The following is a 24,653-nucleotide window of genomic DNA, read 5'->3' as shown; positions in this document are numbered from 1 at the left end:
AAACCTCTGAAAAGAAGGATTCGGAAAAGGAATGCAGTTTACTGGGTGTTCGACCGCCACGCGACGGTATCTATCCCACAATAATCAGTGATATTTCCCACAAAACCAATTCATCCGTGCTGCCCCTGCTTGAGGGCCTGGGCCAACTCCTCCAACACCAGGTCCAGGCTGTGATGAGTGCTGACCACATGGCTCAAGCGAAAGTGCTGCTGGTACAGGCCCGTCACGCTGAATAACTCGCCCGGGGCGATCACCACCTGGCGCGCCAGCATGTTCTGGAACACCCGGCGCATATCCACGGCCTCGGTCGAACGCAACCAGAAGGTGGCGCCAGCCTGCGGCGCCCGGTACGTCACGCGCTCGCCCAGATGCTGGGCCAGGCGTGCCTGCATCGCTGCAGCGTGTTCCTTGAGCACTATGCGCAAATCATCCAGGTGCTGGTCAAAGCGGCCACTGTGGTACAGCCGGGCAATCGCACGCTGGCGAATGGACGATAAACGAAACGCACGCAACAGGAACTGACGCTGCAAGGGCGTGCTCAGGTGTCGCGAGAGTAGATAACCGTAGGGCGCCTCCGGGCCCATGGCTTTCTCGAAACTGGAAAACACCATCAGCCGCTCGGGGTTCACCAGGTCCCGCAGGTAGCGGGTGCACGCCTCAAACGCCAGCCCGCCATGGGTGTCGTTTTCCAGCAGCCAGCAGTCATATTGCTCCAGTAACCCGGCCACCTGCGCCTGATCCGCCAGACTCAAGGCGTTGCCCGTGGCAAGGCCTGGGGTCGAGGACAGCAGCGCCAGTTGCACCCCCTCGGTCCGCAGTTGCTGCTCCAGATACCCAGGATCGAGCCTGCCCTGCTCGTTGCATGGCCACTCGATCACACGCACTCCGGCATCTTGCAACAGGCGCAGGATAAGCCAGTCACACGGCGACTCCACCAACACCGTCGCCCCTTTGAGCGCCAGCACCTCGATCAGAATGGCCAGGACACCTCGCAGGTCCGCGCCGATGTACACGTCATCCGCCTGCCAGCAACGTGTGGGCGAACGGGTATAGCGCGCCGCCAGTGCCGCACGCAGTTCCCAGATACCACACGGCTGGGAATAGGGTTGCAACTGGCGCGGATACTGGCGCACCAGTTCACGCTCCAGTTGCAGCAGCGGCGCGTCCAGGGACAATAGCTGTGCCGGCTCATCGGCACTGAGTACCAACATCCCCGGCCTGCGTGCCCCTACATACAAGCGCTCCAGCAAATCCCCCGTGGTACAGCACGCAGTGCTACCGGCGATGGGCAAGGCGTAGTAGCCGGACTTGGCTACCGAGTACACCCGGCCCTCCTTTTCCAGGAGCGAGTAGGCGTACTGAATGGTGGAAATCGACACATTCAACCGCTCTGCCAGGTGTCGCAAGGACGGCAGCTTGACCCGGCCCTCGGTGCCCACTTCATTGATCAGGTTGATCATGTAGCGATACACCGCCTGATAGGCGAAGTCTGCCTGTTTATCGTCCCTCATGAGGATTCCTGCCCGAGCAACGGCTGCCGTCGCGCAACCACCCTCAGTACCCTATTACGCCGCACGGTCCTGTGGCCGGCTCCTCGACATTGATACAGGCCGCATTGGCCGCGACATGGGTGCCGTACAAATGCTGCAAAAGCGCCAGGGGCAAACCGCTGGTATCGACAATCCAATGCTGGATCAGCTCTGCCGACGCCTTGCCCTCAAGAGCTTTGTGCAGTTCGGGCAGCGCCACCAGCATGCCCGGGTGACAGCGACGCAAGAAGGCTTCCAGCCGCTGTCCTTGCTGGATAAACGGTGAAAACAACAGGCACACCAGTTGGCTCTCCTCCAGGCCAAAGAACTCGCGGGCGTAGGTCGCCGCCAGCACGCGGCCATCCTTGGTGCCGGCTTGGGCAATCAGTAATTCGGGGATTTTTTTACGGCGCATAAAGCCGCTGGCGTGTTCGATAAAGCGCGTGACGCCCTCTCGATAATCAAGGCCCAGTAGCACTTCGGCCTGCAGGCCATGCATATGCGCCATCAGCAAGGGGTTGGCGTAGGCCGGAGTACTGAACTGAAAGGCGAATTCATCCTGTTTGTAACCCATAAAATCGTAAAGCAGTGCCGTGAAATCCTGCCCGGCCGCGCGTAACAGATCGGCCACGCCGATATAGGTCAGGTGACGATGCACCTCTTTGGAAGCGTTATCCTCCAACGCGTAATGTTCGCCATAGACATCGCGGTAATAGCCGGCGCTGCAATCATCCATCCGGCAAAACAGGGCATTGAGCGCCAGTGGCTGGCCGGCGTGGCCTTTCATGCCAGCAGCGCGGGTGGTCCTGAACAGCCACGCCAGGTATTGGTTCTGCTGGCGCGGCGAATCACTGCTGACCAGGGCGTGCACCCCGCCGTCCCATGCCGTGATACGGCGATAGAAATCCCCCAGGGACAAGTATCTGTCGTTGCACACGCTGGCGCGGATATCCCCTGAACGCTTATGCCCGATCATCAACATGTTGCGCCGGCCGATATCCTGGCCCGCTGCTGAAGCGGGGCGCAGGTGGTTGAAGGGCAGAACTTCCTGGTTTTCCACCATCAGCAGCTCGACCCTGGGGTCGTCGTGGAAAAACAACGCGCTGTAGCCCCGATGAATGCTGTCCAGTGCCGCTTGCGTCATCCCGGTATGGCGCAGGGTTGCGACTCGCAATTGAAAACTCCTCGGCGCCCGGCCGGCGATGGTCAATTGGGCGGCGCGCAAGAAGGCCAGTGCGTAACTGCTGCCTTTGCCGCCCCCGTGGGTGACCAGTACTTTGTAGTCGCCGATCTGCTCGATGCCACCTGCCGCTACAATCAACCGCTGAATCAATAACTGAAGTGCGGTGCGCTCCGCTCGCGAGAAGTAGCCCTGCAACCGTTGCAATACCTGCTGGTAAACATAATTCATGGCTTGTTCGTGAATAGCGCTCATAGCTTTACTACCTGAGGTTAACTGTCAGTTCCGAGCAAGCAGTTGCGCGTGCCTGTCCGACCTGCTGTTTGCTTAGAGTTGACGTCTGTTGCGATTAAAGCTGATAGCTAAATGTTAGCACCGCACAACAAAACGCCAGTTGGAACATCCCGACGAAGATGCCACCACCTGCTGAAGAAAGCCCCTACAGCGGCCCAATGACCACCTTAGGAACGGTCTTACAACTTCCTACTAGTCTTTAACTCAAATATTAAAGAATGATCTGACATATGCAGTGCAGGGCAAAGTCGGGATTCAGTTCGCGCGCACTTTAAGCCTCTCTCTACAGGCCAACGTCCTTGAGCCGGTATACAAGACGACTTATTAGTTACAGCGAACCGCTGTTTGGATTTGATTTCTGCAATCATTGCTCAGTCCTTGAGATGAAAGTGACTGGGCAATTATCAGCGCTTGTTTGATGATTAAAAGATACAGACTCGGCGCGAAAACCAGTGCAGTTTGGCGAGCCGGTGTTTACCGCAGTGCCCATGTAAAACGCCGCTGCTCTGGGATTCAGGGCAGCGGCGGCATTAAAGGCAGGTTTTGCAGGGGAAGAATCCCGGCGGCAGATTCAGCAGGCGCGGAGATCCTGTCCTTCTAAATGGCGTATTTGCCCCATGGCAAACACCGGCGAAATGTCCGTTTACGAACATTCCCACAGATCAAACAGCTTCAACCTGCAACGCCACCCGCTCGCGGCATGGGCATTCGTCCATATAGCGATGGGCTTCGACGAACTGGCTGAAGGCAAACACCCGGGTCTTGAGCGGCACCAGCATGCCGTCGGCGGTCAACTGGTTGATCTCGCGCAGGGCCCGTTGCAATGCGGCCTGGTCCTGGGCAATGCCCAACTCCGGCTTGCCGGTGAAGTTGCCGATGCAGTGCACAAAGAACTGGATGTTTTTCTGGAACGCGGCACAGGCCGGGAACGGGGTCTGGTTGCCACCTTGCAGGCCATACAACACCAGACTGCCACGGGGTGCGAGCACATCGCCCAACAGTGACATCTGGGGGCCACCGAGGCCGTCGAACACCACATCCACACCGCGTCCATCGGTGAACTTGTTGATTTGCATCAGCAAGTCCTGCTCTTCAGTGACGATGACCTTTTCCGCGCCCAGGGACAGCAGGTATTCACGCTCGTCCGGCGACTTGGTGGCGGCAATCACCCGCGCCCCCAGGGCCTTGCCCAATTGTACGAACGAAGGCCCGGCACAATGGCTGGCATCCGTGACCAGGGCGAATTGACCGGGCTTGACCCGCGCCAAATCGACATAGGCAAAGTAAGCAATCAACAACGGCGTGTAATGCACACTGGCCTGCACCGGGCTCAAGACATCCGGGTAACGGGTCAGGGCTGAACGGGGCAGGACAATCAGTTCGCCGTACACTGGATAGTCATTCGGGCTTTCGGCCGGAAAACTGGCAACCTTGTCGCCAATGGCCAGGTCTTCAACGCCCTCGCCCACTGCCACCACCACACCGGCCATTTCATGGCCAAGGCCCGACGGCAAGCGCGCATGGGAAGACGCCAGGTTCTGCCGCCAGAGAATGTCGTACCAGCTGATGCCAATCGCTTCGACACGCACCTGCACTTCGCCCGGTGCGGGCAACGTGGCTTCATGCTCTTCGCACTTGAGCACCTCGGCCGGACCAAACTTGTGAAAACGGATCGTGCGGGACATCGCAAACCTCGCCAAAGTAACCTCTAATGCCATGAACTTTATCTGGGCTTTCGGGGCAAGGCCACCAGTCGCCATTAATAGTCGTCATGTCTGTCATTGATTCCGCCCCTTCGGAAAATACCCCAGGCAGCGTAGGAAATCTGAATTAGCCGGTGCAGAGTACCAGCCTTTCCCCGTAAGATTCATGCCGGCCATTGTTATCATGTGGCCGCTCACGTCAAGTTCGCTGAATCTGCCAGGACACAAGATGAACCGTAACGACCTGCGTCGTGTCGACCTGAACCTGTTGATCGTATTCGAAACCTTGATGCATGAGCGCAGTGTGACCCGCGCTGCCGAGAAGTTGTTCCTCGGCCAGCCGGCCATCAGCGCCGCCTTGTCGCGCCTGCGCGGGTTGTTCGATGATCCGCTGTTCGTGCGCACCGGGCGCAGCATGGAACCCTCGGCCCGGGCGGTGGAGATTTTCGCCCTGCTCTCGCCGGCCCTGGATTCGATTTCCACCGCCGTCAGCCGCGCCGCCGAATTCGATCCGGCCACCAGCACCGCAGTGTTTCGCATCGGCCTGTCGGACGATGTAGAGTTCGCCTTGCTGCCACCCCTGCTCAAGCGCCTGCGCGCCGAAGCGCCGGGCATTGTGCTGGTGATCCGCCGCGTCAATTACATCCTGATGCCAGGCCTGCTGGCTTCCGGGGAAATCTCCATCGGCGTCAGCTACACCGCCGACCTGCCGGCCAACGCCAAGCGCAAGCTGCTGCGCCGCAGCCTGCCCAAACTGCTGCGCGCCGACAGCGTGCCCGGCTCCCTGAGCCTGGACGACTTCTGCGCCCGCCCCCACGCCCTGGTCTCGTTTGCCGGCGACCTCAGCGGGTTTATTGATGAAGAGTTGGAAAAACTCGATCGCAAGCGCCATGTGGTGCTGGCCGTCCCGCAATTCAACGGCCTGGGCACCCTGCTGGCGGGCACCGACATCCTCGCAACCGTGCCCGACTACACCGCCGAAGCCCTGACCGCCGCAGGCGGCCTGCGGGCTGAAGACCCGCCGTTGCCGGTGCGCAGTTTTGAATTGCATATGGCGTGGCGTGGTTCACAGGACAATGATCCGGGGGAGCGCTGGTTGCGGTCGCGGATACAGATGTTTTTTGGGGATCCTGAGAGTCTTTAGGCGTTGTCGGGCAGGCTGTTTAGCTGATCATTTCTGGCTTTTCATAGGCCATGGAGATCCATTCACTTCCAGTGGATTGCTACATTGGGGGCACATCGAGGGCATGCTTTGGATGGTTTGAAAAGGATGCCCCCCAGCCTGAGGATCATGGCCCCCTTTTTCAAAACATCACCCGTTGCGGTTCCCAAAAACGCCGCCGAGCGCTACCCGATCATTGAAGTCGAGCGATCGCCAATGATGATGCGCAGGGAAAACGTCAACCTGATCGGTACCGCTCGGCGTTACGCGCCACAGGCAAAAAAAACGCCTGCATCGCTGCAGGCGTCTTTGTATGCGTTGCTCCAGGCACCGTCAGAAATCTACGGTACCCGAGACCAGCAAGGTACGCGGTGCACCCAAACCACCGGAAAGGCCGCTGCCGTCACCGCCGTTCCACGAGCCGAGCCAGTACGCCTTGTTGGTGACGTTCTGCACGGTGGCGCGCAGGGTCACCGGCTTGGTCTCGACCTTGAACGCATAACGCGCGCCCACATCGTAGGTGGTGTAAGCGTCCAGCGAGACCCGATGGTCGTTGGTCGCGTATTGCTTACCGGTATGGTTGACGTTACCGGTCAAGGTCAGCCCAGGCACGTCAAGCAGGTCGTATTCGGTGCCCAGCTTGGCGATCACCTTAGGTACGCCGGTGACTTGCTCGCCTTTGACGCCGCCGGCGACCACCTTGGTCATTTCCGCCTGGGTATAGGTCGCGCCCCCCATCAGGCGCAGGCGCGGTAGCGGCTCACCGAAGAACGACCACTCCACACCACGGTTACGTTGCTCGCCGTAGACGCCGAAGATATTGGTGGCCGGATTGGTAAAGGCACTCGGCTTCTCGATCTGGAACAGGCTGGCGGTGTGGGCGAACGTGCCCAGGTCGACCTTGGCCCCCACCTCGTATTGCTTGGTCTGGTAAGGCTGCATGACTGCACCGCGATTCGCTGCCGTATCAGGTGCCGTAGCGCCCTGGCTCAGGCCTTCGATGTAGTTGCCATAGAGCGACACCTTGTCCGTCACTTTGACCAACAGGGCAGTGGCCGGCGAGACGCGGCTTTCGTCGTAGCTGACTTTCGACGCCCAGTCACCGAAGTTCTCGGTGGTGTTCTCCACGCGCTGGCGGCGGGCGCCCACGGTCCATTGCACGCGGTCATCGGCGAAAGACAGGGTATCGGCCAGCGCATAACTGCCCAGGGTCGCGCGGGTCTGCGAGGTGGTCACGCCATAACCCGGGAAGGTCGGTGTGTCGCCAAAGTCCAGGTTGTCGAAATGGGTGGTACCGGGAATACCGGCCCTGGCGTCCTTGAAGCTGTTGTCGGAGGTGAAACGGGTGGTGGCGAGGGTCCAGGTGTGGCCCACAGGCCCGGTCTGGAATTTGCCCTTCAGGCCTAGTTCACCGGATTGCTGGGTGCCGCTGCGGGTCGAGCGAATCGCCGAAGAACTGATGTCACCCACATTGTTGATCAGGGTACTGGAGTTGATCAGCGCGTTGTAACCCCCATCGCGCTGCCCCCATGCCGCGTAGGCCGTGACGGAATTTGACAGGTCGTACTCACCGCGTACCATGGTGGTAGTGGTGTTGTTGATCGTGTAGGCCCAGTCTGGCGCCAGTGAATGGTCGCCCTTCTTCGGGCTTGGCAGGTGGGTCACGTTGGTGCCGATCGTATTGATACCGAAGTAGTTGAGGCCGTCGACACGCTCGCGTTGCTTGTAGAAGTCGAGCGAGATGCGCGCACGCTCGCCGCGCCAATCCAGGCCCAGGGACGACAGCGCCATTTTGTGCTGCTGGTTATCCACGGGCGTGTCGCCGTCACGGTAGACACCGTTGAAACGGATACCGAACTGTTTCTTGTCACCGAAACGTTGCCCCAGGTCCGCATGCACGCCGCCCAAACCACGGGATTCATACGTGGTAGTCAAGCGTGCAAGAGGCTCATCGCCCGCGCGCTTGGGCACCAGGTTGATGCTGCCGCCGACGGTGCCGCTGGGTGGCATGCCGTTGAGCAACGCCGATGGCCCCTTGAGCACCTCGATACGCTCGGCCAGTTCGGTGGAACCGCGCATGTTCGGCGCCATGCCGACCAGGCCGTTGTAGGTGATGTCATCGGCGTTACTGTAGAAGCCGCGAATAAAGAAGGTTTCAAAGTTGCTGCGCTTGGTTGGCACATATACCGAAGGGTCGGTGGCGCCGATCAATGAACCGATGTCCTGAGCCTGGCGGTTCTGAATGTACTCATCGGTGTAGCTGATGATGTTGAACGGCGTCTCCATGAAGTCCTTGTTGCCCAGCAGCCCGACACGACTGCCCGAGGCGACCTGCCCACCCGCATACACCGGCGGCAAGTCGTCGGCGGAGTCCATGCTGCCTTCCACCAGCGTTTCGCCCAGTTCCAGCGTTTGCTGTTTTGACGGCTCGGCAGGTGGCGCAGCGACCGCCCCCATGGAGGTGGTGCCCAACCCCAGCAATAGCGCCATGTGAACGGCAGTGAATGTGCGATTGAAGGTAAAGCGTTGCGCAGCCTGCAGTAAATCAGGAGTGGCGTGGCGACAGCGTTCCGACATGCTGGATTCCTTTCAAGGCGGAGAGTTAGTGGATATTCACTAGGTACTCCGAACCAGAAGGTCAAACCCTCAATAGCAATCATTAGCATTTGGATATTTTTCAAAGAACGCGGATGCCTGAACGGCACCCGCCCTTTTTTGCCGCAGCGATTAGCCCTTGTAGCCCTGGACCACCTCGTCAGCCATGCGATCGAGGCACGTCACGCTGGCGGTACACAGGTACCAGGTCTGGGCATCGACAAAGATCACACGCCCACTGCTCCAGGCCTTGGTCTTGCGCAGCAGCGGGTTATCCAGGCTCTTCAAGTCCAGCGCCGGCCGGCGTTCCATCACCGCCGTGCGGTCGATCACATAGAGGATGTCGGGGTCGGCCTGCTGGATGAATTCATTGGAAATCGGCTGGCCATGCAAACCGGCCTCGATGTCACTGCTGGCCGGCTTCACGCCCAGGGTGTCGAACACAAAACCGTAGCGCGACTTCACGCCATAGGAGGTGAACGCGCCATTGTTATGCAGCACGATCAACGCTTTCTCCGGACGCCCTTCGGTGACGCGGCGAGTCTGCTCGACCTTGGCGTCCATTTGCGCAACCTTTTGGCGAGCCAGTTCTTCCTTGCCGAAGATGCGCCCCAGGCTGGTCAAATGGTTTTTGGCCGTGGTGATGAAATTGCCGTGCTGGTTGGTCAGGTCCACGTCGTCATAGACCGTCGGCGCGATCTGGCTCAGCTCCGCGTAGCTTTGTGCCTGGAGCGGCGAGATCAGGATCAGGTCGGGCTTGAGGGCATGCAGGCGTTCGAGGTTGGGCTGGATCGTGGTGCCGACGTCCATGATGTTCGGGTCGTCGCGGTACTTGACCAGGAAACTGGCGACGTAATCCTTGGCAATACCCACCACCGGCGCGCCCAACTGGTCGAGGGTGTCCAGTTCACTCATGTCAAAGGCCACCACCCGCTCGGGCAGCTTGCTAATCAGCGTCGTACCCAATGGGTGTTCGATCTTGATCGGTTGGTAATGCGCCTGGGCCGTCGCAGCCGGCGTGGCTTGTGCTGCCGGTTTGTCACAACCTTGCAGCCCCGCCGCTATCGCGATTGCCAGCAGTGCTCCACAGCATCTTGTTGCGTTACCGGTACTCATATCAGCTCCCTTGACGGTGTTGGATTGAAGTAATTGCAGATGAACCCTTGCTCGCTGTGCAGGATCTCGAAATCCAGGTCGAACAGCTCCCGCAGGCGCGCCTCGGTGACGACTTGCCTGAACGGGCCACGGCAATGCACCGCGCCGTTTTTCATGGCCACGATGTGGTCGGAATAGTTGGCGGCGAAGTTGATGTCGTGCACCACCAGAATCACCGTGCGCCCCTGTTCGTCACACAAGCGCCGCAGGGCGCGCATGATCTGTACGGCGTGCTTCATGTCGAGGTTGTTGAGCGGCTCGTCCAGCAGCAGGTAATCGGTTTGCTGGGCGATGGTCATCGCCAGAAACGCCATCTGCCGTTGCCCGCCGCTGAGTTCGTCGATGTAAGCCAGGCGCAGCCGCTGCAACGACAGGAACTCGATAGCGTCATCAATAGCCTGGCGGTCCTGAGCGGTGAGCGCGCCACGGCTGTAGGGGAAACGTCCGAAAGCCACCAGTTCCTCGACGGTCAGGCGCAGGTTGAAATCCGGCGATTGGCGCAAGGTGGCCACGCGCTTGGCGTAGTCGCGGATCGGCACTTCAAGGAGATTGCGGCCGCCAATCAACAGTTCGCCGCGCGTTGGCGCCAGCAGGCGTGCGATCAGCATCAGCAGCGTGCTTTTGCCGGCGCCGTTGGGGCCTATCAGCGAGGTGACCTGCCCCTGGGGAAACTGCACGCTGACGTCACTCAGGACGTGCTTGTTGCCATAGGCCTTGTAGACGTGACTGAGGGAAATCATGGTGCGCCTCGGGTTCGAACCATCAGCGCGAGAAAATACCCGCCACACACCAGGTTGATGAGAATGCTGACGGAGGTGTTGTAGTTGAACAGCTGCTCGACCAGGTACTGGGCGACGATGAAGATGCCGATGGCGATGGCGCAGCTCATCGGCAGCGTGACCCGATGCCGGGCGGTTCGCGCCAGCGCATAGGTGATGTTCGCGACGAACACGCCCATGAACGCGGTCGGCCCGACAAGGCTGGTGGACACCGCCACCAGAATCGCGATCAGCGCCAGTTGCAGGCGCACACTGCGCTGATAGTCGACCCCCAGGGAGATCGCCTGGTCACGCCCCAGGGACAGGACGTCGAGCGTCGGCAGGCTGCGCTGGGCGATCAGGCACACCGTCGCCACCAACAGGCCCGAGTAGATCACTTGCGCCGGTTGCGCCTTGTTGAAAGAGGCATAGTTGAAGCCCTGGAAAATCGAGAACTCGCCGGGGCTGATTTTCAGCTGGATAAATTGGGTAAATGTCGCCATCACCATGCTCAGCACCAGCCCCAACAGAAGCAGCAGGTAGACGTTGTTGCGCCCGTCGCGAAACAGCCAGCGATGGATCTGCCACGAATAGCCGAGCATCAACAGCACCGACAGCAACACATTGCCGTTACGCCCCAGCAGCACCAGGCTCTGGGTGCCCAGCCACAGGATCAGCAGGGCCTGGAACAACAGGTAGATAGCTTCATAGCCCATGATCGCCGGGGTGAGGATCCGGTTGCCGGCGATGGTCTGGAAAATCACCGAGGAATAGGCAATGCAGACCCCGGTTATGCCCATCGCCGCCAAGCGAGTGAGCCGCTTGGGAATGACGTACGCGAAGTCAAACCCCGAGCCCAGCAACAAGAATGCAAGCGCCAGGGCCAGGACCACCAGCCAGACGCCGAAGCGGGTTGCCATGGCGTTCATGTGTACTTCCTGATCAGCAATACAAGGAACAGCACCCCGCCCACACTGCCCGCCGTCAGGCCTATGGGTACTTCGCAGGGATGGATCAGCAGCCGGCCGAGGATGTCGCAGGCCAATAGCAACGACGCGCCGCACACCGCAACGATGGGCAAGGTTCGCTCCAGGTTCTCGCCATAATGCAGCGCCACCAGGTTGGGAATCACCAGCCCCACAAAGGGAATCGCGCCCACGGTGATTACCGTGGCGGAGACGGTGACCGCCACCAGTATCAGCCCCAGCGCGGCGTTGGCCGCGTAGTTCAAGCCGAGGCTGCTGGCCATGCCCTCGCCCATGCCCATCACAGTGAAGCGATGGGCGAAGAGGTAGGTGAGGACCACGATCGGCAGGATCAGGTAGATGATTTCGTAGTTGCCCTGGACGATCTTCGAGAAGTCGCCGAGCATCCAGCCCTGCATGCCCTGCAGCATGTTGTGCCGGTAGGCATAGAACTCGGCGATGGCGCTCAACACGCTGCCGTACATCAGGCCGATGACGGGCACCATCACGGTGTTCTTGAACTTGATACGGCGGATGATCGCGACATACAGCAGGCTCGCCCCGAAGCAGAACGCCAGGGCAAACAGCATCCTGCCGGCCGCCCCCGTGGCAGGCGCCACTGTCAGCGAAATCAGAATGCCCAGCTTCGCCGCATCGAGGCCGCCGGAGGTGGCGGGCTCGACGAAGCGATTGCGCACGATTTGTTGCAGGATCACGCCGCAGATGGCCAGCCCTACGCCGGTCAGGATCAACGCCGCCAGACGCGGCAAGCGGCTGGCCGTGAGGGTCAGCCAGGCATCATCGGAGAAGGTCAGCAGCGCGGTCCACGAGACCTGCTTGACGCCCACCATCAGCGACAGGCAACACAGCGCGGCAAACAGTAGCAATAAAGCTGCACGACTCAAGAACCGCCCTCACTGTCCAACGCTCCGGCAATCCGCCAGCCTTTCGCGGCCCGGCGTTGCGCGAGGAAATGCGCGTAGAGCCCAGGCTCGGTACTCAGTGCCGAGTGGGCACCGCGCTCGCTGATGCGGCCTTGGTCGAGCACCACGATCTGGTCGGCCATGGCTACCGTGGACAGTTGGTGGGCAATCACGATCAGCGTGCGGGTGCCACGCAGACGTGCCAACGCATCGGCAATGGCGGCCTGGTTTTCGGCATCGAGGGCCGCGGTGGCTTCGTCGACCAACAGAATCGGCGCGTCCTTGATCAGCGCACGGGCGATGGAAATTCGCTGGCGCTCTCCGCCGGACAGCCGCGCGCCGCCCTCACCCACCGCTGTCTCCAGGCCCTGTGGCAAGCGTTCGATGATCTCGATGACACCGGCCTGCCGTGCCGCCTCCAGCACCTGGGCATCGTTGGCATCGGGTTTGCCGATGCGGATATTGTCGGCAATGCTGCCCTGGAACAGGTAGGCATCCTGGAAAATCTGACTGATCTGGCCGGCCAGTTGCTCACTGGACATCTGCCGAACATCCACACCGCCCAGGATCACGCTGCCCTGCGTCACGTCGAAAAACCGCGCAATCAGGCGCACCAGGGTGGTCTTGCCGGAACCTGAGGCACCCACCAGCGCGGTCATGCTGCCCGGTTCGATACGCAGGCTAATATCGCGCAGAACCTCAGGCTGATCCTCGGCGTAACGAAAGCTCACGTTGCGCAGTTCGACCGAGCCATCCACCGGCGCTTGCGGCGCCGCTGGCTGTGGCAGTGGCTGGACCGCAAAGATCCCGCGCACCGCCTCCAATTGGCCACGCGCACCCCGTAGCACTTCGCTGTAACCGGCGACTTCGAGCAGCGGATCAATGAAGCGGCTGACCAGCAGCAACGACACGATCACGGCAATCACCGAACCCGCTTGCAGGTTGGCGCCCACCTGCTCGCCCAGCGACAGCGTGGCGGCGACCAGCAAGGCGGCGAAACCGGCCTGCACCGCCCAGGCATTGAACACCACGGACATCGCCGAGACATGAATCAGGCGCTTGGCCGACTGCTGCTGGCGTGCGATGGCCTGTTCCAGAAACTGAGTGCCGCCGTCCTCGCCGTTGAAAGCGCGCAGCACCGATTGCGCCTGGGCGAACTCGACCATGCGCTGGCTGGTGAGGGCCGCATTGTGCTGGAAGCTTTGATCGGCACGCTGGCCCAGGTGAGCGGTAAGCACGAAGACACCAAACAGGATCGGCAGCGTCACCAGCGCGATCAGCCCCATCTGCACATTCAATGCAAACAGCGCGACAAGGATCACCAGCGGCGTGACCACGCCGGTGATCAGAGGGGTGAACACGTGGGCGGGCAACCGGGCCATTTCCATCATGCCCTGGGACGCCACATGACTCAGCCGCGCGGTGTTTTGCGCGCTGAACCAGCCTACCGGCAGGCGCGCCACATGGTCGCCGAGCCGATGACGGCCACCTTGCAGGACGGCGATGCCGACCCGGATACCGGCCTTCTCCACCGTGCGCCGCAGCGCCCAGCACAGCGCCACGCCGATCACCAGCACCACCAGCCATTGCGCCGCCGAACGCAGCTCGCTACCCAACAGGTGGGTGAGTACCGGCACCAGGGTGACTATCGTCAGCCCGCAAAGCAGGCCATAGACCAGCGTCATCCACAGGTAGCGGCGCAGTACCGGGGCCTCTTCGCCCAGCAGTTGAATAAAGGTGTTCAGCATGACGATACCGCCTGTTCAGAGCCTTGTTCATAGCCGCCCAGCGCCCACAGTCGGGCGTATCGGCCGTTGCGCGCGAGCAGTTCGTGATGACGGCCCTGCTCGCAGATCGTGCCGTTGTCGATCAGGATGATCTGATCGGCATGCATCACCGTATCGAGACGGTGAGCGATCACCATCAAGGTGCGGCCCTGGGCGAATCGCGACAGCGCTTGCTGCAGCTTCACCTCGTTTTCGGCATCGGCTGCCGCCGTGGCTTCGTCGAGCACCAGCACGGGCGGGTCGAGCAACACTGCACGGGCAATGCTCACGCGCTGCAGCTCGCCACCGGAGAGCTGCACGTCCTCGCCGATCACCGAGTCGTAGCCCCGTGGCAACGCAAGGATGCGTTCGTGAATGTTGGCGGTGCGCGCGGCGTCTTCGATTTCCTGCTGGCTGGCCGAAGGACGGCCCAGGGCGATGTTGTCGCGCAGACTGGCATGGATAAGGCGTACTTCCTGCAGCACAAAGCCGATGCGCCGATACAACTGCGCGCTCTCGATCTGCCGCAGGTCGACGCCCCCCAGGGTGATACGTCCCTCGCTCGGATCGAAGAACCGCAACAGCAGGCGCGCCAGGGTCGACTTGCCGGAGCCGGACGCGCCGACAATCGCCGTGACAGTGCCGGGCTTGAGCGTGAAGCTGACGTCGCTGAGTACCGGGTGCTCTGCGTCGTAGCTGTAGCCGACGTGTTCGACGCGTATTTCAACCCGTTCAGGTAACGTTGTTGCCTCGCCCGCCAGGGTTTGCAGCACCGGGGTTTGCAGTAACTTGTGTACGCGCTGGGCGGCGCCGGTGGCGTTGTTCAAGTCGTGGGTGATGTAGCTCAGCAGCAACAGCGGCGCACAAATGCCCGGCGCCACCAAGGCGAAGGGCAACACCTCCACTGGCGTGATCCAGCCCAGGCTCACGAACAACGTGCCAAAGGCCAACACCACACCGAGCACCGCCACCGGGGCGATCATCGCGTGGGCGTTGGCCATTGCGCTGACCAGGGGCCGGGTGAAGTCGGTGAACGCGTCGGCAAACCCATCCACCGCTTCACGGTAACTGCCGTGGGCCTTGCCCTCGACGCCAAAGGCCTTGACCACGGGGATGCCGTTGACGAACTCGACCACCGCATTGTTGATACGCGCCATGCCGGCGCCAAACGACTGCATGTTCGCCCCGCTGGCTTTGGTGGCCCTGGAGAAAAACAGGAAAAACAGCGGGAACGGCAGCAGCGAGACAATCGCCATGCGCCAGTTCATGGCAAACAGGTAAATCATCGAGATGAGAATCGCGCCGAGGGTGCGGCCCAGGGTGGTGTAGAAATGTGCCGTCAGGCTGTGCAGCGTACCGATGTCATCCTGCATCGCCTGCTTGACCTCGCCCGATGCCCGGCTGGTAAACCAGCCCAGTGGTACCTTGGCCAACCGGCGGGTAATCGCCAGGCGCAAACGCCCGGTGATGTGATTGTCGGCCAGGTGCGCAACCATTTCGCCCATCGAGATCAGCGTCAGCCCCAGGAACAGACACCCCAGGCTGATGATCACCACGCGCCAGACGGGGCCCTGCATCTGCGCCCAGGCCGTGGCCAGTTCTGCCTGGCCCATCGCGAACTGGGCAATGTGCGCGATGCCGGCCAGGGGCACCATCGTCAGCATGGTGCCGATGGCGGCCAGCAGGCCCGCAACGATCAGTCGTCCGCGTATGGGATTGAGGACCTGGGACACCGAGCCGTTGGCTGCGGATGGTTCGTTAACACTCATGAGCTCTCCTGAATAACCACTGCAGGCAACCTGAGGGCATGCCTGACTTCCTTTGCGCTCGAAGGCTTTACGCACTGCGTACCTTGTATTCCGGACAGCAGCGCAAAATCCTCAAGCGAAACGTTCATTAATCGGTGAGGGGGCACGCCCCGGAAAGAAACGGAGAGCAGGCCCGCAGACCACTGGCGATGTACTTTTCGACGGAAGACACCGACACCTTCAACTCGGTGGCGATGTCGCGATGGCCCATGCCATGCAGCTTGCACAGCAGCAGTGCCTGGCGGGTCTTGACGGGTTTGCGGTGCAGCGCGCGATCGATCTGGGTTAGGGTTTCCGTGGCCAGGGCGCGGACTTCTTCAGAAGGCGCCAACGGCTCTGCCTGCAGCTTGAGCCTTTCGAGGTGGCACGCTTCAAGGCGACGGCGGCGGTAGAGGTCGATCACCATGCCCTTTGCGATTTGGGTCAAGTGACAGCGCGAGTCTTCGATCGAGGGCACGCAGCCTTTTTTGATGAGGTTGAGATAGACGTCTTGGGCGAGGTCCGCAGCATCGACCGGGTTGCCCAGCTTGCGCCGCAACAGGCTGCACAGCCAACTGTGATGGTCGATATACAGCCTTTCAAATTGCTGCTTAAACGCGAACGCTCCGTTGTCCACTTCACCTCTCCTGAGACGCTGATATTCGCGATCAGCTTTTGACTAATGCGAATAGGTATGATTATTATTTGAATCATACGGCGTTCATAGAGCCCCTGCAATGCAACGTGCCTGCGCCTCTTCTTGTGCCCGGAATCCCGGGCGTTACCCCAGACTCCGGATGGGTCTGTCGGCACTCGGTGCCATCTCTACTTCTGACTGTTCAGTTTGATAAGGCGGGAAATTTCCATGATGGAATCCAATCCAGATACGTTTTCGAAACTATCTGCCACACGTTACGAAGAGCATATCTGGCTCTTGCAGCAGCAATATCCCGAACGCATTCTCAAACACTTCAGCGCCTGGCAGCTCGACGCGGACATCGATGTTCCAAAGCTTGAGCTGGCGATCAAGACTGTTATCGAACACTTGCCTGATCTGAACGCGCGCTATCAGTTCAACGACGACGGTGAAGTGGACAAAGTTCACGCCATTGACTGGCAAGCCTGCGTTGAGCTCATTGGCTCACACTCCGAGGCCGACGCCACCGGGCAATTGCTCGCGCAGCAGGCGGCGCCCTGGAATGCGCAGACCCAGCCACCGCTCAAGGTGCTGATTATTCAAACCGGGCAGCACGTGATCCTGGCGTTCGTGGTGCACCAGATCCTCGACCAGACTTGCCAGGTCATCGATCTGTATCGAGGGGTGCTGAACGCCTATGTCGGGTACTCGGCCAGCGACACACCGTGGTTGCAGCACCAAGCGGATGGCACTATCGGTGCACCTACCGTCAGCGCCCTGCCAACGACTGTCAACCATGACGTCGAGGCCATTATTCTTGGCGAATTCCGTGGCGCACTGGCCGAGCCCGACATGCAACTGACGGACGATTTTTTTGATTTCGGCGGCCATTCCCTGCTGGCGACCCGCATCATCGGCAAGCTGTTGAGCAACCACGGCATTGAAGTCCAGTTCAATGACTTCTTCAGTGCTCCGTCTGCAGCGGCCCTGGCCTCACGGGCCAACGTCATCGCGCAGAACGCTGGGGTGACGACTGCCGGGAACGTGCCGCAAGATGTGCAAAAAGCACCGTTCGCCCTCGCCCAGGCGTCCCTCGGCCGAGCCTATGCGGCCTATGAGTTCGGGACGATTTTCAACCTGCCGTTTGCCCTGGACTTTCTCGACGATGTGGACGAGGCGCTGTTCGAGCAGGCCTTCAGCGACCTGCTCAAGCGCCACGCGAGCCTGCGTACCACCTTCCACTTTGAGGGCGATGAGGCTTACCAGCAGATCGTGCCTATCGCACAACTGTCGGACTACAAGTGGTTCTGGTCCAGTCATGAAAGCCTGCGGGCGACGCTGGAAAGCGAGGCCACTTATCAATTCGACCTGTCCCGCGAACTGCCCCTGAGGGTTCGCTTTATTTACGACGTAGAACGCCAGCGCCAGACCCTGTCACTGCTGGTACATCACATGGCCATTGATGAGTGGTCACTCAATGTCATGATGGAAGAGCTGGCACAGGCCTACCTCGCCCGCGCCGCCGACAAGACACCCACCTGGGCAACACCCGCACGCTCATTCCATGAGTTTGCATGGCGCGAGCAGGCCACCGGCATCAATCAACACCATCTCGACTATTGGACGGGTATGTTGCGCGATGCCACCCGTGGCTTGACACTGCCCTCCCCTGGCTCCCAGGCGAGCGCGCCCATTACGGTGTCGTCGAAAGCCCAGTGGTTTGAGATCAAGCCGGACCAGGCGCTCACCGACAACCTCTACACCTTCGCCAGGCAGAACAATTCGTCTTTGTTCGGTGTGGTCTATACCGCCATTGCGTTGTCCCTGCACAAGCTGGGTGACTTGAAAGAGCTGGTGATCGGCACCTCGGCCTCCGGCCGGACCGACCCCGGCTTCTACGAAACGGTGGGCTACTTCACCACGATGGTCGCACATCGGGTGCAGTTCGATCCCCAACAAGCCATTGGCGCCCTGGTTGAAAACGTCACCCACCTGATCAACGACTCCATGGCCTATGCCGACGTGCCCCTGGAACTGATTCAACAGGCCCTGGGCATGACGCCCGCCGACGGCCTGCTGTTTGACGTGTACATCCAGATCCACGCCAACAATGCCTTGAACGGTGCCCTGCAAACCCCCGACGCCAGGACGATCCGCTACCGCCAGATTGACCCGGACAAGAGCCAGTCGATGTTCGGGATTCAGTTCGAGATCATGGAAAACATGATTGATGGCAAACGCTCGTTGCGCCTGGTGACTACTTACCTGTCAGACCGCTACAGCGCCGAACAGATGGCGCGCCTGAGCGCGACGATTGATCAGGTGTTCACGCTGTTCACCACACCCGATGCCGCCGGCGTCGTGGTCGATCACATCCGCGTATAACCCTCCAGCCGGGTCTTGTAAACAAGACCCGGCATTTCAACTTCTACCCTTCATGCATCCCGTAACGCTGGAACGATGAGCGCTTGGGCAAGCGGTAGTGCGGCTGGCCCAGCAACTGGTTGGCAATCGTCGCATTGCGAATGGCAGAAATCCCCAGGTCCGGTGAACCCACGCCATGCTGGAAGATTTCCGCGTTCTGCACAAAAATGCGACCCGCGCCTGCATCGCAGCGACGCGCCGTAAAATCCTCGTCGACGATGCAGTCACCGTACTCATCGGTTTGCAGCACACTGCCCTTCAGCCGTTCAAACCACTGCGGCCAGACATGCCCGTACCCCGTGGCCGCCACAATCGCATCGGCTTCGAAGGTGCTGACCTGGTCCAGTTCGCGGTGCCGGTAGGCAATGCGCAGCGTGCCGTCGACATCCTCCACGGTCTCCACCTCGCAATTGGAAAGCAGCGTCAGGCCCGGGTCACTACCGCCAATCGAACGCTCGTAGATCAGGTCGTAGATGTCGGCGATGGTCGAGAAACTGATGCCCTTGTACAGCAAGCCCTGCCCCGCCACGATGTCTCGGCGGCGCTCGCGGGGAATGCTGTGGAAGTACTCCATATAGGACGGCGTAAAGCACTCCTGACCAAGCTTTGAATACTCCATGGGGTGAAAGCCCGGCGAACGGGTGACCCAGCGAATCGAAGCGCCCGCCGCGATGCGTTCCGGGGTCAGTTCGTTGAAAAGCGCCAGCACGCACTCCGCCGCACTCTGGCCGGACCCGATCACTGTGACCCGCTGACACTGCGCCAGTTGCGCCTGCCGTTTACCGAATTCCGCCGAATGCATCACCGGCGCCGTGCTCTTCACCTGCGCCCACTTCGGCAACAACGGTACGGTGCCTATGCCAATGGCCAGGTCGCGGCTGTAGTAATGACGTTTGAAGCCCGACACCGACTGGCTCTCGATGAGGAACCGGTCGAGGCTGGCGTCATAGCTCACCTCGCAGATGTCTTCACCGAAGTGGCAGTCCGGCAGTTGCTGCGACGCCCAGCGGCAGTAATGGTCATATTCGCGGCGAGGCACCTGGAAGTTTTCGTAGTAATAAAACGGGTAGAGGCGATCGTGCTGATGCAGGTAGTTCAAATAACTCAGTGGGTGCGTGGGGTCGGCCATCGTCACCAGATCCGCCAGAAACGGGACCTGCAGCGTGGTACCGGGTAACAGAAGCCCTTCGTGCCAGCGAAACTCTGCTTTGCGATCGAGGAAAATACTTGTCACGCCAGGATGTCTGGACAGTAACGCGGCCAGCCCCAGATTGAAGGGCCCGATGCCGACTCCGGCAATATCAACATGTGGTGTATCCATCATCCCATCCATCTCCATAGGTACTGGTTGGCAGTGGCACGGCGTTCAGACGCCCACTGCGCTCATATCAAATCCGCTACCGGCTCAGGCGCCCTCGGCCATGAGCAGGCGTTCAACGTCTTGTGCATTGCGGCAACGCAAGAGTTGCCCGGGTGACAGTGCGACCGAAAAGTCTTCGCGCACCCGCGCCGAAATAGCCTTCAGATGCTGGGGACGCAAGCCCAGGCTGATGAAGTCCACCCCGTCATTGGCGCCGTCTTCCAGCGGCCGGCCCAGCACGCTCAGGTAAATATCCAGCACCTTGTTGCGCGGGGTCGCGCTAGGTTCGGCGGCGTCATTAGTTGTTGCGCTGAGCAGGTTGCGCGCCCGCTGGCGATCCGGCTTGCCGTTTTGCGACAGCGGCAACGCATCCACCCTCAGGAACCGCCTCGGTACGTGGGACTGCGGCAGATGCTGACGGGCATATTTACGCAACGCGGCGGTCGTCAGCTCGGCAGCGTCCGGATGTGCGACATACAGCGCACCAATGCCGACCTCGCCCTGGCGCTGCTCGCCAACATCGACCACCAGCACGTGTCGGACCCCGGGGTGATTGATCAGCTCGATCTCGATATCCGGCAGCGATACGCGCACACCGCGCACTTTCACATAGCCATTGACGCGGCTGTCGAAGATCAGGGTGCCGTCGCGGCGGTAGCGCCCGCAGTCGCCGGTGCGAAAGGTACGAACGGGCTGACCGCACTCATCGAGCACTGTCACGAACTCGCTCTGGGCCAGCGCGCCGTTTTCCAGGTAGCCCAGCGCGAGGTTGACGCCGGCGGTGTGGATTCGGCCCACCACGCCCGCGGGGCAATGCGCGCCCTGAGGGTCGAGAACGAAGTAGCGGTTACCGGGCAACGGCCTGCCATAAGGGATCAGCGCACGGTCGTGAGCCGAGATGTCGTGCCAGATGCTCCAGATCGTGGTTTCCGTCGGCCCGCCCAGGGAAATCAGACGTGCAGACGGCAGCAACTCGCGCAACTCGGCAATCACGCCGGGCTTGATGTAGTCACCGCCCTGGGCAATCAGGCGCAGGCTCTTCAAATCATGAGTCGCACGGCAAGACAGGAGCATCTCCAGGATCGCCGGCACCGAGCACCACAGTGTCACCTGATGCCGGGCGATCAACTGGTTCCAGCGCACGGCGTCCTTGTCTTCGCCGGGCTCCGGAAGCACCAGTGTCGCCCCTGCCGTCAGGCAGCCCAACACGTCGAACACCGACATGTCATGGTGCAGCGGCGTCACGGACATAAACACATCACGCTCGGTCACGGCCCAGTGTTCGAGGGTGCTGCCGATCACGTTGGCCGTGGCGCGGTTGCTCAGCACCACGCACTTGGGCTTGCCGGTGGTGCCCGAGGTATAGAGGTAATACGCCGGTGCTTCGCTCAACGACAGGTCATCCAGCGCGGGCGCGGGCACTGCCGGCCCCGCCAGCAGTTCGTCCGGTGTGGCGAAGGGATGCGCGACCGGCTCGCCTTGCGCAATCACCACCAGGTCGGGTTGACAGTTTTCCAAGAGGTACTGCCGTCGCTCGCCAGGTGCCGAGGCATCAATCGGCACCCAGATCAGGCCGGTCAAGGCGCAGGCCAGGGTCACTATCGTGTGTTGCGGGCTGCGCGACAAGCAGATCGCGACCACCTGGCCGCGAGACAGTCCGCGCATTTTCAAGGCCGCAATGACTCTGCCGACAGCGTCGCCGAGTTCGGCGTACGTGAGGTGCTGGTCCCCGGCGATGAGGGCGGTTCGGGTGTTTGCGGGATCAAAGATGTGGCTCGCGATTCGTTCGAGAAAACCCGTTCGCGACGCATCACTGACCGGGCTGTTCAACCGGTAGTGGCGGCTGTCGATAATCGTCGAGGTATCCAGAGCGAACACTGCGCTTGCAGTGACAAGGCTGATGGCCTTTTCGAGCGCACTCAAGATATCGCTGACCATCGCAGCGTCCATCACCTCCCGTGCGTAATCGATGTCGAACACCAAAGCCCCGTCGGCATTAGCCGAGAAGCGGATATCCATCGCCACTTGAGGCGTTTGAGTCAGCCCGCCACACAGGCTCATGGGGCTGTCCAGCGACGTGGCCGGCCAGGAAAACCCGTTGGTGATCACCACCGGCAGCACGGGACCCGGGCCATGGGATTCAAACAGCAATCGCGCCAGGTCCACACCGGAAAATGCCAGATGCTGCAGCCCTTCCAGCACGTCCACTTGCAACTGGGTCGCCCGCTGCGCAAAACCGCCTGGCTCGGCGCGCCAATTGATCGCGATAAAGCTTGAACGGTTGGCGAATGCACCTGTGGTTTGCGGCGCAACAGGTACCGCGACACACAAGTCGCCCTCATCGACCCAGTGGGACAGCACTTCCAGCACCAGCGCCATCAGGGTGGAGTTCTTGAACAGTCGCTGCCGCGCACCCAGTTTGCACAACGCACTGAACGCTGGCTTTGGCACCAGCTGGCTCTGTCGCTCATAACGCGAAGTACCCACCTTGTCCAGCGGTGTAGTCCATGGCAAGCGTGGCGCACCGCTGACGGCGGCGAGTTTGGCTTTCCAGTAAACGGCATCCGCCTTGCGTTGGTCGGTGAGGTCTTGCTGCTCGGACGCACTCTCTGCGATGGGCTCTTCGTCTGTTGCACCGTCGAACAGCTCGACCATCAGCCTGGCGATTGAGCGCCCATCGAGGATCAACGCATCCAGGCGTACAAAGACGTGCAGCTGGTCTTGCGGCAGCTTGAACAGCGTGACGTTCCAGGGCGAACGGTCGAGCTCGAACAGCCCGTGCGCATATGCCTCGCGCAATGCTGCAATGTGCTCCAGCGCATCTTCCGGCGACCTGTCGGTGAGATCGACTTCATCCAGGTTCAACTCCCCTACCTCACTGACACGCTGCACGAGCTTCTGCGCATCGATGCGTGTCCGCAGGCTAGGGTGACGCTGCACCCTCTCGGCCAAACGACCGCGCAGCAGCGCAGGGTCCATGGCGCCGCGGTACTCGCGAAACTCTTGCATGGCCACGCCACCGAGCGGCATCTGTGCGCTGCGTCCCAGCAGATAAGCTTGCTGAAGCGAGGTCAATGGCTGTTCGACAACCGCCTGACGCAAGGGTTGATCCAGCACCGAGGCGCATACCGCAACCTCGCGCACGATTGCCACGAAACGGTCGAACAGGTCCGACACCCATGCCTGCGGCAGCGCATCCAGACGGATGTCCCAATTGATCAGAATGCCGCCGTCAGCGCAGGCGATCTGCGCATCAAGTGCCACTTGCGGCCCCTGGGAAATAACCCAGTTCATGGGCCCGAACACACGCCGCACGCGCGCTGAAAGAAGATCGCCACCGGGCATGTCCAGCGCCGCCGTAAATACCACCGGTGCCAGTTGCGGCGTGCCATGGTGGCGAGACAGGTCGCGCATCAGGTTCACCCCTGGATAGGCGCAATGTTCGAGCAGTTCGACCATCTTGCCCGCCAGTTGCGTACACAGCATGGCCGGGCTGCGGGCGGCCGCGATATCCACGTCGAGTATCAGCACGTTGGCAAAATCGCCGATCACACGCTCCACATCATCAACCAGCGGCGGGCGCCAGAACGTCGGGACGTTGAGGCGAAAGACGCGGTCGCCGGTGTGCGTCCCAAGGGTCGTTGCAAACAGCCCCATCATTAAGGTGGACAGAGTGATTCTGCGCTCGCGGGCTATCTGCTGCAGCGCGTGACGCTCGTCGGCGCCGAGCCAAGTACTGAGACGATGACTTCGCGCCTGATCCGGCTGCACGTCGAGAAACGGCAACGTCGGCGCGGGGGCGACATCCGCCAGCCGAGCACGCCACCAGAGACGGTCGCGCTCGCGGGCTATTTTCAGTGATGGGTCGGTGCGCGCCTTGTCGTACCAATCGAAGAAGGACGGCGTAGGCAGCGCGGCGCCTTCGGGGTCCTCGTAGAACTGTGCGAGGTCCTCTAGCAGCGTGCGGAAACTCGATGGGGCGATGGCGATCATGTCGGTATCGACATGCAGGCGGAACGCATCGTCTGCCAACAGGCTTACGGAAAATCGGGCCCCGCCCTCCTGGCTCAGATCCAACTGCTGGTGGGTCCATTGTTCACGCTTGGATAGCAGATGCTGCGTCACTTCCTGCTCGGTCAGCGCACGCAGGTCTTCGACCTCAAGCGGCGGTGACGCGTCTGGCGCGGCAATGGATTGCAGTCCTTCGGCATTCACTCTAACCCGCAGCATTGGGTGCAGCAGGCAGACCCGTTCAAGTGCTTTGCGCAGCCGCTCAAGATCAATGGCGAGGCCATCGAACTCGGCATACAGATGAGCCGAAACTCTCCCTAAAGACGCATGAGCAGTGCGCCCGATCCAACAGGCGGCTTGCATTGAAGTTAACTCTCTCATGGCTCACTCATATGATTGACAAA

At 60.8% G+C, this 24,653-nt stretch carries 15 protein-coding genes; 2 read left to right on the top strand and 13 right to left on the bottom strand.

The features are described from left to right. Nucleotides 1-110: 110 nt before the first annotated feature. From HBO24_RS00630 to HBO24_RS00620, 3 genes are all read right to left on the bottom strand, one after another. The gene (locus HBO24_RS00630; RefSeq protein ID WP_057438446.1) at nucleotides 111-1,517 is read right to left on the bottom strand and encodes a PLP-dependent aminotransferase family protein; all 1,407 of its coding nucleotides are present in this window, start codon (nucleotides 1,515-1,517) and stop codon (nucleotides 111-113) included. Between the two features lie 37 nt (nucleotides 1,518-1,554). After that, nucleotides 1,555-2,964, bottom strand: a complete 1,410-nt coding sequence (locus HBO24_RS00625; protein WP_170059119.1) for a hypothetical protein — start codon at nucleotides 2,962-2,964, stop codon at nucleotides 1,555-1,557. Between the two features lie 701 nt (nucleotides 2,965-3,665). Beyond that, the gene (locus tag HBO24_RS00620; RefSeq protein ID WP_057438444.1) at nucleotides 3,666-4,688 is read right to left on the bottom strand and encodes a zinc-dependent alcohol dehydrogenase family protein; all 1,023 of its coding nucleotides are present in this window, start codon (nucleotides 4,686-4,688) and stop codon (nucleotides 3,666-3,668) included. Between the two features lie 247 nt (nucleotides 4,689-4,935). Between HBO24_RS00620 and HBO24_RS00615 the strand changes: the two genes are divergently transcribed. Next, complete coding sequence (locus tag HBO24_RS00615) at nucleotides 4,936-5,850, top strand: LysR family transcriptional regulator (protein WP_057959684.1); 915 nt, start codon at nucleotides 4,936-4,938, stop codon at nucleotides 5,848-5,850. Nucleotides 5,851-6,201: 351 nt separating this feature from the next. Here HBO24_RS00615 and HBO24_RS00610 read toward each other — a convergent pair whose 3' ends face one another. The 8 genes from HBO24_RS00610 to HBO24_RS00575 all read right to left on the bottom strand — a co-directional run bounded on the left by HBO24_RS00610 (nucleotide 6,202) and on the right by HBO24_RS00575 (nucleotide 16,454). Beyond that, entirely contained in the window at nucleotides 6,202-8,445 is a 2,244-nt protein-coding gene (locus HBO24_RS00610) for a TonB-dependent receptor (protein WP_198848748.1), read from the bottom strand. A 150-nt stretch (nucleotides 8,446-8,595) separates the two neighbouring features. After that, nucleotides 8,596-9,579, bottom strand: coding sequence for a siderophore ABC transporter substrate-binding protein (locus HBO24_RS00605; protein WP_115128194.1), 984 nt, complete (start codon nucleotides 9,577-9,579; stop codon nucleotides 8,596-8,598). Further along, the gene (locus HBO24_RS00600; RefSeq protein ID WP_170059118.1) at nucleotides 9,576-10,358 is read right to left on the bottom strand and encodes an ATP-binding cassette domain-containing protein; all 783 of its coding nucleotides are present in this window, start codon (nucleotides 10,356-10,358) and stop codon (nucleotides 9,576-9,578) included. Before HBO24_RS00600 ends, HBO24_RS00605 begins: the two co-directional genes overlap by 4 nt. After that, on the bottom strand, nucleotides 10,355-11,305 hold the full coding sequence (locus tag HBO24_RS00595; RefSeq protein WP_115128192.1) for an iron chelate uptake ABC transporter family permease subunit: 951 nt from the start codon (nucleotides 11,303-11,305) through the stop codon (nucleotides 10,355-10,357). The genes HBO24_RS00600 and HBO24_RS00595 overlap by 4 nt, the downstream gene beginning before the upstream one ends. After that, entirely contained in the window at nucleotides 11,302-12,246 is a 945-nt protein-coding gene (locus HBO24_RS00590) for an iron chelate uptake ABC transporter family permease subunit (protein ID WP_170059117.1), read from the bottom strand. Before HBO24_RS00590 ends, HBO24_RS00595 begins: the two co-directional genes overlap by 4 nt. Beyond that, nucleotides 12,243-14,012, bottom strand: a complete 1,770-nt coding sequence (locus HBO24_RS00585) for an ABC transporter ATP-binding protein (protein WP_170059116.1) — start codon at nucleotides 14,010-14,012, stop codon at nucleotides 12,243-12,245. Before HBO24_RS00585 ends, HBO24_RS00590 begins: the two co-directional genes overlap by 4 nt. Then, the gene (locus tag HBO24_RS00580; RefSeq protein ID WP_115128190.1) at nucleotides 14,006-15,799 is read right to left on the bottom strand and encodes an ABC transporter ATP-binding protein; all 1,794 of its coding nucleotides are present in this window, start codon (nucleotides 15,797-15,799) and stop codon (nucleotides 14,006-14,008) included. The genes HBO24_RS00585 and HBO24_RS00580 overlap by 7 nt, the downstream gene beginning before the upstream one ends. Before the next feature lie 127 nt (nucleotides 15,800-15,926). After that, complete coding sequence (locus HBO24_RS00575) at nucleotides 15,927-16,454, bottom strand: sigma-70 family RNA polymerase sigma factor (RefSeq protein WP_170059115.1); 528 nt, start codon at nucleotides 16,452-16,454, stop codon at nucleotides 15,927-15,929. A gap of 228 nt (nucleotides 16,455-16,682) precedes the next feature. Here HBO24_RS00575 and HBO24_RS00570 point away from each other — a divergent pair, with 228 nt between their 5' ends. Next, nucleotides 16,683-18,839, top strand: a complete 2,157-nt coding sequence (locus HBO24_RS00570) for a condensation domain-containing protein (RefSeq protein WP_115128188.1) — start codon at nucleotides 16,683-16,685, stop codon at nucleotides 18,837-18,839. Nucleotides 18,840-18,882: 43 nt separating this feature from the next. Here the strand turns inward: HBO24_RS00570 and basC are convergent, their stop codons facing one another. Further along, the gene (basC, locus tag HBO24_RS00565) at nucleotides 18,883-20,199 is read right to left on the bottom strand and encodes a putative histamine N-monooxygenase (protein ID WP_273505140.1); all 1,317 of its coding nucleotides are present in this window, start codon (nucleotides 20,197-20,199) and stop codon (nucleotides 18,883-18,885) included. A gap of 84 nt (nucleotides 20,200-20,283) precedes the next feature. Next, nucleotides 20,284-24,612, bottom strand: coding sequence for an amino acid adenylation domain-containing protein (locus HBO24_RS00560; RefSeq protein WP_233092041.1), 4,329 nt, complete (start codon nucleotides 24,610-24,612; stop codon nucleotides 20,284-20,286). Nucleotides 24,613-24,653: the final 41 nt, after the last annotated feature.

Origin of the sequence: Pseudomonas sp. WS 5410 (genome assembly GCF_012985645.1) — a bacterium.
Taxonomy (GTDB): Bacteria; Pseudomonadota; Gammaproteobacteria; order Pseudomonadales; family Pseudomonadaceae; genus Aquipseudomonas; species Aquipseudomonas shahriarae.
Note: the sequence above shows the minus strand (reverse complement) of the source record. Positions and strands in the feature narration are given on the sequence as shown.